This is a genomic window from Geodermatophilus sp. URMC 62 (genome assembly GCF_052931475.1).
Window position 1 is genome coordinate 5,262,380 of sequence record NZ_JBRFHY010000001.1, and the last position, 13,202, is coordinate 5,275,581.

Below are 13,202 nucleotides of genomic sequence, written 5' to 3' on the forward strand. Positions count from 1 at the left end.
GGGCCTGCGGGGCCGGACGTCCCCCTCAGGTGGTCCAGAGGGCGTGCACGGCGTGCGGTGCGATCCGCTGGCGCCCGCCGAGCTCGGCCAGCTCGATGACCACCGACACCGCCGTGACGACCGCGCCCAGCTCCTCGACCAGGGCGAGCGCGGCGCCGAGCGTGCCACCGGTGGCGAGGACGTCGTCGACCAGCAGCACCCGCTGCCCCGGCCGCAGGGAGTCGGTGTGCATCTCAACGGTGGCCGTGCCGTACTCGAGCGCGTACTCGGCGCTCACCCGCTCCCGCGGCAGCTTGCCGGCCTTGCGCACCGGGACGACGCCGACGCCGGTGTGCAGCGCCACGGCCGCGGCCAGCAGGAAGCCGCGGGCCTCGACGCCGACCACGACGTCGAAGCCGGGATCGGACGGGCCGCCGTCGTCGGTGTGCGCCACCGCGGCCACCCGGGGGTCGGCCAGCTGCGGCGCGGCCAGGCCCTCGACCATGCGGCGGAACGCCGGCCCGTCGGCGAAGACCGGCGTCAGGTCGCGGAACAGCACGCCCGGGACCGGGAAGTCGGGGACGTCGACCGCGTGGCTCGCGATGAGCTCGTCGAGCGGCTGCAGCGCCTCGGGGACGCTCACCGGCGCTTCTTGGTGCTGCCGGAGCGGCCGCCGGGCCGCTGCGGGCGCTGCCCGGGCCGCGGTGCCGCGCTGGCACCGTGCGCGCGGGGGCCGCGGGCCGGCTCGGGGCCCACGGAGGACGGCGACTCGACGACGAGGTCGGCCTGCGCCGGGCCCAGCGCGCCCGGGTCCCGGTCGGCGGGGTCCCGCTCGGCCAGGGCGACCCCGCCGCGGGCGGCGCCGCGGTTGCGGCGGGCGCTGGCGACCGGCCCGGCGACGGCGCGGGTGCCCTGCCGGGCGGCCGCCGAGCGGCGGGCCAGCACGCGGCGGCGCAGCGCGACCTGCTCGGGCTCGCGCTCCTTGAGGTCGGCCACGATCGGCGTGGCCAGGAAGATGGAGGAGTAGGCGCCGGCGGCCAGGCCGACGAACAGCACGAGGGCGAGGTCCTTGAGCGTGCCGACGCCGAGCAGGCCGGCGCCGACGAACAGCAGCCCGGCGACCGGCAGCAGCGCGATCACCGAGGTGTTGATCGAGCGCATCAGCGTCTGGTTGACCGCGAGGTTGGCCGCCTCGCCCCAGGTCATGCGCGCGCCGGAGGACAGGCCGCGGGTGTTCTCGTCGACCTTGTCGAAGACGACGACGGTGTCGTAGAGCGAGAACCCGAGGATGGTCAGCAGGCCGATGACCGTCGAGGGCGTGACCTCGAACCCGACCAGCGAGTACACACCGGCGGTGACGAGCAGGTCGTGCAGCAGCGCGAGGATCGCCCCGATGGCCATCTTCGGCTGGAACCGGATGGCGAGGAACGCGACGACGGCGACGAGGAACACCGCCAGCGCGAGCAGCGCCTGGTCGGTGATGTCCTGCCCCCACTGGGCGCTGACCGCGTCGGGGCTCACCTCGTCGGGGTCGATCCCGGCGGCGTCGGCGACGGCCTGGACGACGGCCCGCTCGCCGTCGTTGTCCAGGGCGCCGGTGCGCAGCAGCACGGTGTCGCCGCCGACCACCTGCGCCGAGGCGACGTCGGCCCCGGCGTCGGAGGCCGCGGCGCGCACCTGCTCGAGCTGGGCGCTGGTCGCGGGCAGCCGGAAGCTGTTGCCGCCCTCGAAGTCGATGCCGAAGTTGAACCCGCGGAACACCATCGAGGCGATGCAGACCAGCACGACGACCGCGGTGACCTTGTAGATCAGCCGACTGCGGCCGACGACGTCCAGACCCGCCTCGCCGTTGTAGAGCCGGTGGGCCAGCGACGCCCGGCGGCGCGGACGGCGGACCGCGCCGGGCTCGCCGTCGGCGGGCAGGCCCGCGTCGACCAGCGCCTCGTCGTCGGCGGCCGCGGCGGCGTCCTCGGTGGCCGCGGCGGTGGCGGCGCGGGCCTCGTCGGCCTCGGTGCCCGGGGGCACGCCGTCGGCGCGCCCATGGTCCTGCCCGCGGTCCTGCTCGCGGCTCATGCCTGGCTCCTGTCCTGGGACGCGCGGGCGCCGCTGCCGGCGCCGACGAGCTCGCGCCCGGCGGCGGGGACCGGCCCGCCGGCACGGCGGGACCGGTCGACCCGGCCCAGGCCGGAGAAGCGGCTCTGCCCGAAGGCCCGGTAGCGGGCCAGCACGGCCATCAGCGGGTGGGTGAAGAGGAAGACGACGATCAGGTCGAGCACCGTGGACAGGCCGAGGGTGAACGCGAAGCCCTTCACGTCACCGATGGCCAGCCAGTAGAGGATCGCCGCGGCCAGGAAGCTGACCGCGTCGGCCGACAGGATCGTGCGGCGGGCGCGCACCCAGGCGCGCGGCACCGCCGACCGCAGCGTGCGGCCCTCCCGGACCTCGTCCTTGAGCCGCTCGAAGTAGACGACGAACGAGTCGGCCGTGATGCCGATCGACACGATGAACCCGGCGATCCCGGCGAGGCTGAGCGTGAACCCGATCTGGCGGCCCAGCAGCACCAGGCTGGCGTAGACGACCACCGCCGAGAGGAACAGGCTGGCGATCATCACCAGGCCGAGCAGCCGGTAGTAGACCAAGGCGTAGACGAAGACCAGGGCGACGCCGATGGCGCCGGCGATGAGGCCCGCCCGCAGCTGCTCGGCGCCGAGCTCGGTGGAGATCGACTGCGCGGTGGCCTGGGTGAACGTCAGCGGCAGCGCGCCGTAGCGCAGCTGGTTGGCCAGCTCCTCGGCGCTCTGCTGGGTGAACGAGCCGGTGATCGTCGTCTGGCCGTTGATGGCGGTGGTGATGCTGGGCGCGGAGACCACCCGGCCGTCGAGGGTGAAGGCGACGTTGTTGCCGATGTTGGCGGCCGTGTACTCCGCCCAGGTGGCCCGGCCGGTGGAGTTGAAGTCCAGCAGCACGACCCACTCACCGGTGGTCTGCTGCGTGCCGGCGCTGGCGTCGGTGATGTCGGTGCCCTCGAGGATCGCCGGGCCGAGCAGGTACTTGACGCTGCCGTCCTCGCTGCACGCGGCCACGTAGTCCTCGGAGCGGTCGACCGCGCCGGCGGCCTCCTCCGGCGAGCAGGTCAGCGTCGCGTACGCGGCGGCGGCCTGCTCCTGGGTCACCGGCGGGGCGTCGGGGTCGGGGATGGCCGGGTCGGCCACGGCGCCGTCGGAGGGCGTCGCGCCCGCGCCGTCGGTGGGCGCGGCGGAGTCGGTGGCCGCGGCGGAGTCGGTGGCCGCGGCGGAGTCGGTGGGCGCGGCGGAGTCGGTGGCCGCGGCGGGATCCGACGGCGTCGCCGCGTCCGTGGGCGCCGCGCTGCCGCTCGCGCCGGCGCTCTCGCTCGGGGCGGCGCTGTCGCCGGCCTCCGCCGGCGCGGCCGGCTCGGGACCGCCGATGACCGGCCGGAACCGCAGCTGGGCGGTCTGACCCAGCTCCCGCGCCTGCTCGCCGTTGTCACCGGGCACCGAGATGACGATGTTCGAGTCGCCCTCGGTGACCACCTCGGCCTCGGCCACGCCGAGGCCGTTGACCCGCTGCTCGATGATCTGGCGGGCCAGCTCGAGGTCCTCGGGGGCCGGCGCCTGGCCGTCGGGGGTGCGGGCGGTGAGGGTGACGGTGGTGCCGCCGCGCAGGTCCAGCCCCAGCTGCGGCGTCCGGTCGGTGCCGGTGAAGAAGACCAGGCCGTACATGACGGCGATGATCAGCACCAGCGCGCCGAAGTAGCGGCGCGCCGGCAGGGCGCGGTTGGCCACGGGTCCTCCGGTCAGAGGGTCTTGCCGGAGGGGCCGTCACCGGGGCGCTCGTCCCGGGCCGGCAGGTCGTCGGCCACGGGGTCGACGACGGGGTCCACCACCGGGTCCACGGCCGGGCCGGTCACCGCCGGCTGCCGCACCTGGACGACGGCCTGGCGCGCGTAGGTCACCACGACGCCCGGGGCGATCTCGACCTGGACGGTGGCCGGGTCGTCGAGACCGGCGACCGTGGCGTAGACGCCGCCGGCCATCGTCACCGGCGCGCCGACGGCGAGGGCCGACTGCGTCTGGTTCTGCTGGCGCTTGCGGGCCCGCGCCGGCAGCACGATCAGCGCCACGAACGCCAACACCAGCAGGAGCAGGGGGAACAGTTCCACGACGGGAGTGCCTCTCTACCGCGCTCATGTGCACGCGGTGGGTGCGGTCCGGGTCGGGACCGCTCGGGTACGTCGGTCATGGCACGCACGGAGACCGGCCGCCGACACACGGTCGCGCGGCCGGGACCGGGTCGACCCGGCGGGGGGTCGAGTTGCGCGCCAGCGCGGACGAGTCTAGGCGTCGAACAACGGTTCCGACGACGAACCCGGGTCGCGCGGGACTGCTGTGACACCGCCGAGGGGGATCCCGCCGCGCGGCACCGGCCGGCCGAGGTGCCGCCACGCGGCCTCGGTGGCCACCCGCCCCCGCGGGGTGCGCGCCAGCAGGCCGGCCCGCACGAGGAACGGCTCGCACACCTCCTCGACGGTGTGCGGCTCCTCCCCCACCGCGACGGCGAGGGTGCTCACGCCCACCGGCCCCCCGGAGAAGCGGGCGACCAGTGCCTCGAGCACCTCCCGGTCGAGCCGGTCCAGGCCGAGGTCGTCGACGTCGTAGAGCGCCAGCGCGGCGCGGGCGACGGCGCGGGTGACCCGGCCGTCGGCCTCCACCTCGGCGTAGTCGCGCACCCGGCGCAGCAGCCGGTTGGCGATGCGCGGCGTGCCGCGGGAGCGGCTGGCGATCTCCGCCGACCCGTCGTCGGTGAGCTCGACGCCGAGCAGCTCGGCGCTGCGCGCGAGCACCTGCTGCAGCTCGGCCGGCTCGTAGAACTCCATCTGCCCGACGAAGCCGAACCGGTCGCGCAGCGGCCCGGTAAGCAGGCCCGCCCGGGTGGTCGCGCCGACCAGGGTGAAGGGGTTGATCTCCAGCGGGATGGCGGTGGCCCCGGGCCCCTTGCCGACGACGACGTCGACCCGGAAGTCCTCCATCGCCATGTACAGCAGCTCCTCGGCCGGCCGGGCGATGCGGTGGATCTCGTCGATGAACAGCACGTCACCGGGGCCGAGGTTGGACAGCATCGCGGCCAGGTCACCGGAGCGCTCGATCGCCGGGCCGCTGGTGATCTTCACCGCGGTGCCCAGCTCCGAGCCGATGATCAGCGCGAGGCTGGTCTTGCCCAGTCCGGGCGGACCCGACAGCAGCACGTGGTCCGGCGGGCGGCCGCGGCGTTTGGCGCCCTCGAGCACCAGCGCGAGCTGGCGGGCCACCTTGGGCTGGCCGATGAAGTCGTGCAGCGAGTGCGGCCGCAGCGCCGACTCGACCACCCGCTCCTCGTCACCGGCCTGCGGCGAGACGCCGAACTCCCGGCCCGGGCCGTCGTCCACCTCCCCGGTCAGCGCCCGGTCGAACGGCGTGCTCATGACCTGCCCAGCAGCTGCAGGGCCTGACGCAGCAGCAGCGCGACGTCGACCCGCCCGGTGGCGGTGAGCTGCTCGTCGGCCACCGGCGTCAGCGCCGTGATCGCGGTGTCGGCCTCCCGGCTGCTCCAGCCCAGCCCGATCAGCGCCGCGGCGAGCTGGTCACGCCACGGCGTCACCGGGGTGAGCGGGCCGGCCCCGGCGGGCAGCGCGGCCGGGCCGTCGAGCTGGGTGTCCGCCGTCGTGGTCCCCAGCCGGTCGCGCAGCTCCAGGATCAGCCGCTCGGCGCCCTTCTTGCCGATGCCGGGCACCTGCATCAGCGCCTTGACGTCGGCCATCGACACCGCGCGGCGGACCTCCCGCGGCGGGTGGATGGCCAGCACCGCCTGGGCCAGCCGCGGGCCGACGCCGTTGGCCGTCTGCAGCAGCTCGAACAGCTGGCGCTCGTCGTCGTCGGCGAAGCCGTAGAGGGTCAGGGAGTCCTCGCGGACGACGAGGCTCGTGGCCAGCCGCGCGTCCTGGCCCACGGCCAGCCGGGCGATGGTGCCGGGCGTGCACTGCACCGACAGGCCGATCCCGCCGACCTCGACCACCGCGCCGTCCGGCGAGACCGCGGCCACCCGGCCGCTCACCGACGCGATCACCGGCTCACCCCCGTCCAGCGCGGCAGCGTCGTCGAGCGGACCGGCGCGCCGATCCCGCCGGCGATCGCGGCGACCCGCAGCCGCTCCTGGGCCGGGCCGCGCCAGACGTGGCAGACCGCCAGCGCCAGGGCGTCGGCGGCGTCGGCCGGCCTGGGGGCGGCCGACAGGCCCAGCACCCGGGTGACCATGAGGGTGACCTGCTCCTTGTCCGCGCGGCCGTTGCCGGAGATGGCCGCCTTGACCTCACTGGGCGTGTGCCAGGCGACCGGCCGGTCGGTCTGCGCCGCGGCCAGCGCCGCGACCCCGGCCGCCTGCGCGGTGCCGGTGGCGGTGCCCTTGTTGTTCTGCGTGAAGACGCGCTCGATGGCCACGACGTCGGGCCGGTGCTCGCGCAGCAGCGCCGTCACCTGGGTGTGCAGCTCCAGCAGCCGCAGCTCCAGGTCGAGCTCGGCGGAGCTGCGGATGACCCCCACCCCGACGACGGCCGGGCGGGCGCCGGGGCGGCCGTCGACCACGCCCCACCCGCACCGGGTCAGCCCCGGGTCGATGCCGAGCACCCGCATGGCGCTGCCTCCCACGGACGCGTCTCCCCCCGGCCGAACTGGTGTTCGACCGAGGCTAACCGTCGCGGCCGACGATCGGGTGCGACACGCCCGCCCGGTGCGGTGCTGGAACGGCCCCCTCGCAGGGGCCCGCGCCGAGCGGAGCGAGGCGTGGGGGCGAGGGGGTCCTTCCATCAGCCGACGTTGGCGAGGACCTCGTCGGGGACGTCGTAGTTGGCGTAGACGTTCTGCACGTCGTCGCAGTCCTCGAGGGCGTCGATGAGGCGGAACACCTTGCCGGCGCCCTCCTCGTCGAGCTCGACGGTGACGCTCGGCACGAAGCCGATCTCGGCGGAGTCGTAGTCGATGCCAGCGTCCTGCAGCGCGGAGCGGACGGCGACGAGGTCGCCCGGCTCGCAGACCACCTCGAGGGTGTCGCCGAGGTCGCGCACCTCCTCGGCACCGGCGTCGAGGACGGCCATGAGCACGGTGTCCTCGTCCACGCCGTCGGTCGCGGGCACCACGACGACGCCCTTGCGGGAGAAGAGGTAGGACACCGACCCCGGGTCGGCCATGGACCCGCCGTTGCGGGTCATGGCAGTGCGGACCTCCATGGCCGAGCGGTTCTTGTTGTCGGTGAGGCACTCGACGAGGACCGCGACGCCGCCGGCGGCGTAGCCCTCGTAGGTGATGCCCTGGTAGTCGACGCCGCCGGCCTCGGCGCCGGAGCCGCGCTTGACCGCGCGGTCGATGTTGTCGTTGGGCACCGAGCTCTTCTTCGCCTTCTGGATGGCGTCGTAGAGCGTCGGGTTGCCGGCCGGGTCACCGCCGCCGGTGCGGGCCGCGACCTCGATGTTCTTGATCAGCTTGGCGAACAGCTTGCCGCGCTTGGCGTCGATCCCGGCCTTCTTGTGCTTGGTCGTCGCCCACTTGGAATGGCCGCTCACTGATCTCCTCCGGGGTGGGGGGCACCGGCGCCGGCGCCACTGGGGACAGCCACCGCCCCGCCGACCGCGGCCGCGCGCCGCACGATCTCCACGAAGAGCCCGTGGACCCGGGTGTCCCCGGTCAGCTCGGGGTGGAAGCTGGTGGCCACGACGTCGCCCTGGCGCACCGCGACGATCCTACCGTCGGCCGCTCCGCCCACGACCCGCCCGAGGACCTGCACCCCGGGCCCCGTCTCCTCGACCCACGGCGCGCGGATGAAGACCGCCGACAGCGGTCCGCCGGGCACGCCGTCGAGCGCGATCCGCGACTCGAAGGAGTCGGCCTGCCGGCCGAAGGCGTTGCGCCGCACGGTGACGTCGAGGCCGCCCAGGGTGGGCTGGTCCGGCGGGGCGTCGAGCAGCCGGTCGGCCAGCAGCACCAGACCCGCGCAGGTGCCGTAGGCCGGCAGCCCGCCGCGGACGGCGTCGCGCAGCGGCTCGAGCAGGCCGGTGCGGACGGCGAGCTTGGTCATCGTCGTCGACTCCCCGCCCGGCAGGACCAGCCCGTCGACGGCGGCCAGCTCCTCGGGACGCCGGACCAGCACCGCCTCGGCGCCCAGGCCGGTGAGGACGGCGAGGTGCTCGCGGACGTCGCCCTGCAGCGACAGGACGCCGATGCGCGGCCCGCTCACCAGCCGCGGGTGGCGAAGCGCTCGGTCTCGGGCAGCGTCGCCACGTTGATCCCGACCATCGGCTCGCCCAGGCCGCGGGACACCTTGGTGATCACGGCCGGGTCGTCGAAGAAGGTGGTGGCCTGCACGATCGCCGCCGCGCGCTGCGCCGGGTCGCCGGACTTGAAGATGCCCGAGCCCACGAACACGCCCTCGGCCCCGAGCTGCATCATCATCGCCGCGTCGGCCGGGGTGGCGATGCCGCCGGCGGTGAACAGCACGACGGGCAGCTTCCCGGCGCGGGCCACCTCGACCACCAGGTCGTGCGGGGCGCGCAGCTCCTTGGCCGCGACGTACAGCTCGGTCTCGTCGAGGGTGGCCAGCCGCCGGATGCCGGCGCGCAGGGCCCGCATGTGCCGGGTGGCCTCGACGACGTTGCCGGTGCCGGCCTCGCCCTTGGACCGGATCATGGCCGCGCCCTCGTCGATCCGGCGCAGCGCCTCGCCCAGGTCGGTGGCGCCGCAGACGAAGGGCACGGTGAAGTCGCGCTTGGCGATGTGGTGGGCCTCGTCGGCCGGGGTGAGGACCTCGGACTCGTCGACGTAGTCCACGCCCAGGCTCTGCAGCACCTGCGCCTCGACGAAGTGGCCGATGCGGGCCTTGGCCATCACCGGGATCGAAACCGCGTCGATGATCCCCTGGACCATGTCGGGGTCGCTCATGCGGGCGATGCCGCCCTGCGCGCGGATGTCGGCGGGCACCCGCTCCAGCGCCATGACCGCGACCGCGCCCGCGTCCTCGGCGATCCGCGCCTGCTCCGGAGTGACGACGTCCATGATCACGCCGCCCTTGAGCTGCTCGGCCAGGCCGCGCTTGACGCGGTCGGTGCCGGTCGCCGGCGCGGCGGTCGGGTCGGTCGGGACGTCGGCGTGCGAGGACACGGGCTGCTCCAGGAGAGGGGGGACCCGGGCCGGACGGCCCACGACCGCGACCATCGTAGGTCGGGTCAGCGGGCCGCCGACGTGCCGCTGGTCACGGCGTCCAGTCCGTCCTCGACGTCGAAGAACCGCGGCAGCGGCCGGTCGCCGTGCAGCCGCAGCAGCCGGGGCAGCCGGCGCTCGCGCAGCAGGTGCGTGTCGCGGACGGCGTCGTTGTAGAAGCGGCGCGCCAGGGCGATGCGGTCCTCGGCCTCGGCGAGCCCGCCCAGCAGCGCCGGCGGGAGGCCGGTGAGGTCGGCCGGGAGGGCGCGCAGCTCCCGGCCGAGGGTGTTCTCGGCGAGCTCGCGGTCACCGGCCGGCAGCTCGCGGGCCTCGTAGGCCGCCGTCTTCAGCCGGGCGGTGCGGTCCTCCCCCAGGACGGCGGAGTGCTCGGCGGCCAGGTCGGCGGCGAGGGCGGCGCGCTGCCGCAGCCGGGTGTCGAGGACCGTCCAGGCCCGCGCCACGCGCCCCTCCAGGCGGCGCAGGCGGGTCAGCGTCCACGCCGTCCAGGCCAGCAGGAGGACGACGACGCCCGCGAGGAGGAGCAACCAGGCCTCGGGCGTCACGGCCGACCACGCTAGCGGCGGACCCTCCGCAGCAGGGACGGCCACGCTCCCGCGTCGTCGACACCGCCCGCCGTGCCGGTCGCGGCGGGCAGCTCCTCCCCCTCCTCGTCGGCGGCGGTGACCGCGCCGGAGCCGGGCAGGACGACGGTCTCGTAGACGGCGAGCACCCGGCGCGCCACCACCTGCCAGTCGTAGCCGGCGGCCACCTCCCGTCCGGTGGCCGACAGGGCGGCCCGGCGGGCGGGGTCGGCGAGCAGGTCCGACAGCGCCCGCGCCAGCGCGCCGCTGTCGCCCCGGCGGACGAGCACGCCGGCCGTGCCGTCCTCGAGCACCCGGGCGAAGGCGTCGAGGTCGCTGGCCACGATCGGCGCGCCGGCGGCCATCGCCTCGATGAGGACCACACCGAAGGACTCGCCCAGCAGGTTGGGCGCGCAGTAGACGTCGACCGAGCGCAGGAACGCGGCCTTGTCGGTCTCGGAGACCTCCCCGAGCAGCGCGACGTGCGGCCGCAGGTTCTCGGCCACGGCCTCGTGCAGCGCGTCGGGGTCACCGCGGCCGGCGACCAGCAGCCGCGCGCCGGGGTGCTCGCGGACGACGGTCCGCATGGCCTCCAGCAGCACCGGCAGGCCCTTGCGCGGCTCGTCGTAGCGGCCGAGGAACCCGATGGTCGGCCCGTCGACGCCGCGGGCGGTGCCGGGCAGGCAGGGCCCCTCGGCGAAGGGGGCGACGTGGACGCCGTTGGGGACGATCACCGCGTCGCCGCCCAGGTGCTCGACCTGCACCCGGCGGGCGAAGTCGGACACGGCGATCCGCCCGGAGATCTTCTCCAGCCAGGGGCGCACGACCGGCCCCCAGGCGGCCAGCCACTTCGAGCGCACCGTGGCGGCGTGGAAGGTGGCCACGATCGGCCCGGTGGCGATCATGCAGACGAGCAGGCCGATCGACGGCGGCGCCGGGTCGTGCACGTGGACGACGTCGAAGTGCCCCTCGCGCAGCCAGCGGCGGACCCGGGTGGCCGACACCGGCCCGAACTGGACGCTGGCCATCGAGCCGTTGTAGGGGATGGGGACGGTGCGCCCGGCGAAGGTGATCCAGGGGTCGGTGAGCGACTCCTCGTGCTCGGCCGGGGTGAGCACCTCCACGTGGTGGCCCAGGCCGCGCAGCGTCTCGGCGAGGTCGCGCACGTGGTACTGGACGCCGCCGGGGACGTCCCACTGGTAGGGGCAGACCAGGCCGATCCGCATCAGCCGCGCCTCCCCGTCGGCGGGTCGGGCGGCACGTCGGCCCAGACCCGGCCCGGCACGTGCCAGTCCTCGGGGCGGACGGCGAGGTCGCGGGTGAAGGCGTCGGCGACGCCCTGCGTGCCCGCGGCGACCCGGTCGCGCAGCCGGCCCGGCCCGTCGACGCGCACCTCGGGCCGGACGGCGAACTCCCAGCCGCGGTCGGTGAAGCGGCAGATCGCCGGGTGCAGGGCGGCCCCGGTCCGGGCGGCCAGCAGCGCGGGGCCGGCGGGCATCGTCGTCGGCCGGCCGAACAGCTCCACCGGGACGCCGCCGGGCCCGAGGTCGCGGTCGGCGACCAGGCAGGTGAAACCCCCGCCGGCCAGCTCCTCCCGGAGGACGGCGGAGCTCGGTTGCTCTCCCCCGGTCAGCGGCAGCACCCGGATGCCGAGGGACTCCCGGTACTCCAGGAACCGCCGGTAGAGCGACTCCGGTCGCAGCCGTTCGGCGACGGTCGTGAACGGCCCGCCGAGCCAGTCGACGAGCCACACCCCCGCGGCGTCCCAGTTGCCGCTGTGCGGCAGGGCGACGACGACGCCGCGGCCCTCCTCCCGCGCCCGCTCGAAGTGCTCGACGCCGGAGCTGACGGTCTCGGCCACGATCCGCCGGCGGGGCAGCCGCGGCAGGCGGAAGGCCTCCTGCCAGTAGCGGGCGTAGGAGCGCAGCGCGCGGACGGTGAGCTCGGCGAGCTCGTCGTCGGCGAGCCGCCCCCCGGTGGCCACCCGCAGGTTGGCCCGCAGCTGGCGCACGCCGCGGCCGTCGCGGCCGGCCGCCCACCGGCCGCCGGCGTCGAAGGCGCCGCGCGCCAGCGGCTCGGGCAGCCGCTGCACGGCCTGCCAGCCGGCCGCGTACCCGAGGTCGGTGAGCCGGTCGGCGACCCGGGCGGCGACCCGGGCACCGGCACGGCCGGGGGCGGTGGTGCCGGCGCGCTCGCCGCTCACCGCGCCGGCGTCGACGCCGCCGGCGCCGCCTTCCCCCGGGCACCGCGGTGGACGGCGACCACCCGCTGCACCACCGTCACCGCCCCGCCGACGACGAGCAGCCACAGGCCGACGTCGACGGCGTAGGGCAGGCCGAGGCCGGTCAGACCCGTGCCGGCGAGCACCAGGATCAGCCGCTCGGTGCGCTCCACCAGCCCGACGTCGCAGGGGATGCCGACACCCTCGGCGCGGGCCTTGGTGTAGCTGGTCAGCACGCCGAGGACGAGCCCGACGAGGGCGAGCAGGGCGAGCAGCCGGTTCCCGCCGTCGCCGGTGTACCACCACACCAGACCACCGAAGACGGCGGCGTCGACGGCCCGGTCGCAGGTGGAGTCCAGCACCGCGCCGAACGCCGAGCCGCCGCCGCGGGCGCGGGCGAGGGCGCCGTCGAGCATGTCGAGCAGCACGAAGACCGTGACGGTGAACGCGCCCCAGAACAGCTGCCCGTGCGCGACGAGCAGCACCGCGCCGGCGATCGCGCCGAGGGTGCCGGTGAGGGTGACCATGTCCGGGGTCACCCCGGCCCGGGCCAGCCGGGTGACCACCGGCGCCCAGAACCGGCCGACGGCGGCGCGGGCACCCGAGCCCAGCATCAGGCCCCCCGCGGCGCGGCGGCCGCCGGCCAGCTCTGGGCCAGCAGCGCGCGGGTCTCGGCCAGCACCTGCGGCAATACCCGCGTCAGGCCGATGACCGGCATGAAGTTGGTGTCGCCGCCCCAGCGCGGCACCGCGTGCTGGTGCAGGTGGTCGGCGATGCCGGCGCCGGCCACCGCCCCCTGGTTCATCCCGATGTTGAAGCCGTGCGCGCCGGTCACCTGCCGCACCACCCGCATCGCCGTCTGCGTGAACGCGCCCAGCTCGGCGACCTCGGCGTCGGTGAGGTCGGTGTAGTCGGGCACGTGCCGGTACGGGACCACCATGAGGTGTCCGGCGTTGTACGGGTAGAGGTTGAGGACGGCGAAGACGGTCTCGCCCCGGGCGACGACCAGCCCGTCCTCGTCGGTCATGGCCGGGATGAGGCAGAACGGGCAGTCGTGCTCGCCGGTCGGCTTGCCCGACCCGCGGATGTAGGCCATCCGGTACGGCGTCCACAGGTGCTCGAAGACGGCCGCCGGGCCGCCGTCGTCGCTGGAGACGGGGACCGAGAAGCTCACCTCCGGGC

The 13,202-nt window shown here is 75.7% G+C and carries 15 protein-coding genes; all 15 read right to left on the reverse strand.

Annotation, left to right across the window (positions count from 1 at the left end; genetic code table 11):
* Positions 1–25 precede the first annotated feature (25 nt).
* The 15 genes from ACU616_RS25225 to ACU616_RS25295 all read right to left on the reverse strand — a co-directional run bounded on the left by ACU616_RS25225 (position 26) and on the right by ACU616_RS25295 (position 13,194).
* Positions 26–622 carry an adenine phosphoribosyltransferase gene (locus ACU616_RS25225; protein WP_446761132.1) on the reverse strand — a complete coding sequence of 199 codons (597 nt, stop codon included), beginning with the start codon at positions 620–622 and terminating at the stop codon, positions 26–28.
* Positions 619–2,052 carry a protein translocase subunit SecF gene (secF, locus tag ACU616_RS25230; RefSeq protein WP_446761133.1) on the reverse strand — a complete coding sequence of 478 codons (1,434 nt, stop codon included), beginning with the start codon at positions 2,050–2,052 and terminating at the stop codon, positions 619–621. The genes ACU616_RS25225 and secF overlap by 4 nt, the downstream gene beginning before the upstream one ends.
* Positions 2,049–3,782, reverse strand: coding sequence for a protein translocase subunit SecD (gene secD, locus ACU616_RS25235; RefSeq protein ID WP_446761134.1), 1,734 nt, complete (start codon positions 3,780–3,782; stop codon positions 2,049–2,051). The genes secF and secD overlap by 4 nt, the downstream gene beginning before the upstream one ends.
* Positions 3,783–3,793: 11 nt before the next feature.
* The gene (gene yajC / locus ACU616_RS25240; protein ID WP_446761135.1) at positions 3,794–4,159 is read right to left on the reverse strand and encodes a preprotein translocase subunit YajC; all 366 of its coding nucleotides are present in this window, start codon (positions 4,157–4,159) and stop codon (positions 3,794–3,796) included.
* 174 nt (positions 4,160–4,333) lie between these two features.
* Positions 4,334–5,458, reverse strand: a complete 1,125-nt coding sequence (ruvB, locus tag ACU616_RS25245; protein ID WP_446761136.1) for a Holliday junction branch migration DNA helicase RuvB — start codon at positions 5,456–5,458, stop codon at positions 4,334–4,336.
* Complete coding sequence (gene ruvA, locus ACU616_RS25250; RefSeq protein WP_446761137.1) at positions 5,455–6,099, reverse strand: Holliday junction branch migration protein RuvA; 645 nt, start codon at positions 6,097–6,099, stop codon at positions 5,455–5,457. Before ruvA ends, ruvB begins: the two co-directional genes overlap by 4 nt.
* Positions 6,096–6,677 (reverse strand): crossover junction endodeoxyribonuclease RuvC, encoded by a 582-nt coding sequence (gene ruvC, locus ACU616_RS25255; RefSeq protein WP_446761138.1) that lies wholly within the window; start codon positions 6,675–6,677, stop codon positions 6,096–6,098. The genes ruvA and ruvC overlap by 4 nt, the downstream gene beginning before the upstream one ends.
* A gap of 158 nt (positions 6,678–6,835) precedes the next feature.
* On the reverse strand, positions 6,836–7,588 hold the full coding sequence (locus ACU616_RS25260) for a YebC/PmpR family DNA-binding transcriptional regulator (protein ID WP_446761139.1): 753 nt from the start codon (positions 7,586–7,588) through the stop codon (positions 6,836–6,838).
* Entirely contained in the window at positions 7,585–8,259 is a 675-nt protein-coding gene (gene pdxT, locus ACU616_RS25265) for a pyridoxal 5'-phosphate synthase glutaminase subunit PdxT (RefSeq protein WP_446761140.1), read from the reverse strand. Before pdxT ends, ACU616_RS25260 begins: the two co-directional genes overlap by 4 nt.
* Positions 8,256–9,179 (reverse strand): pyridoxal 5'-phosphate synthase lyase subunit PdxS, encoded by a 924-nt coding sequence (pdxS, locus tag ACU616_RS25270; RefSeq protein WP_446761141.1) that lies wholly within the window; start codon positions 9,177–9,179, stop codon positions 8,256–8,258. Before pdxS ends, pdxT begins: the two co-directional genes overlap by 4 nt.
* A gap of 65 nt (positions 9,180–9,244) precedes the next feature.
* On the reverse strand, positions 9,245–9,781 hold the full coding sequence (locus ACU616_RS25275) for a hypothetical protein (RefSeq protein ID WP_446761142.1): 537 nt from the start codon (positions 9,779–9,781) through the stop codon (positions 9,245–9,247).
* Between the two features lie 11 nt (positions 9,782–9,792).
* Complete coding sequence (locus tag ACU616_RS25280; protein ID WP_446761143.1) at positions 9,793–11,025, reverse strand: glycosyltransferase family 4 protein; 1,233 nt, start codon at positions 11,023–11,025, stop codon at positions 9,793–9,795.
* A complete protein-coding gene (locus ACU616_RS25285) occupies positions 11,025–12,002 on the reverse strand; it encodes a phosphatidylinositol mannoside acyltransferase (protein WP_446761144.1) in 978 nt (325 codons plus the stop codon). The genes ACU616_RS25280 and ACU616_RS25285 overlap by 1 nt, the downstream gene beginning before the upstream one ends.
* Positions 11,999–12,634, reverse strand: a complete 636-nt coding sequence (pgsA, locus tag ACU616_RS25290; protein ID WP_446761145.1) for a phosphatidylinositol phosphate synthase — start codon at positions 12,632–12,634, stop codon at positions 11,999–12,001. The genes ACU616_RS25285 and pgsA overlap by 4 nt, the downstream gene beginning before the upstream one ends.
* On the reverse strand, positions 12,634–13,194 hold the full coding sequence (locus tag ACU616_RS25295; RefSeq protein ID WP_446761146.1) for an HIT family protein: 561 nt from the start codon (positions 13,192–13,194) through the stop codon (positions 12,634–12,636). The genes pgsA and ACU616_RS25295 overlap by 1 nt, the downstream gene beginning before the upstream one ends.
* Positions 13,195–13,202 lie beyond the last annotated feature (8 nt).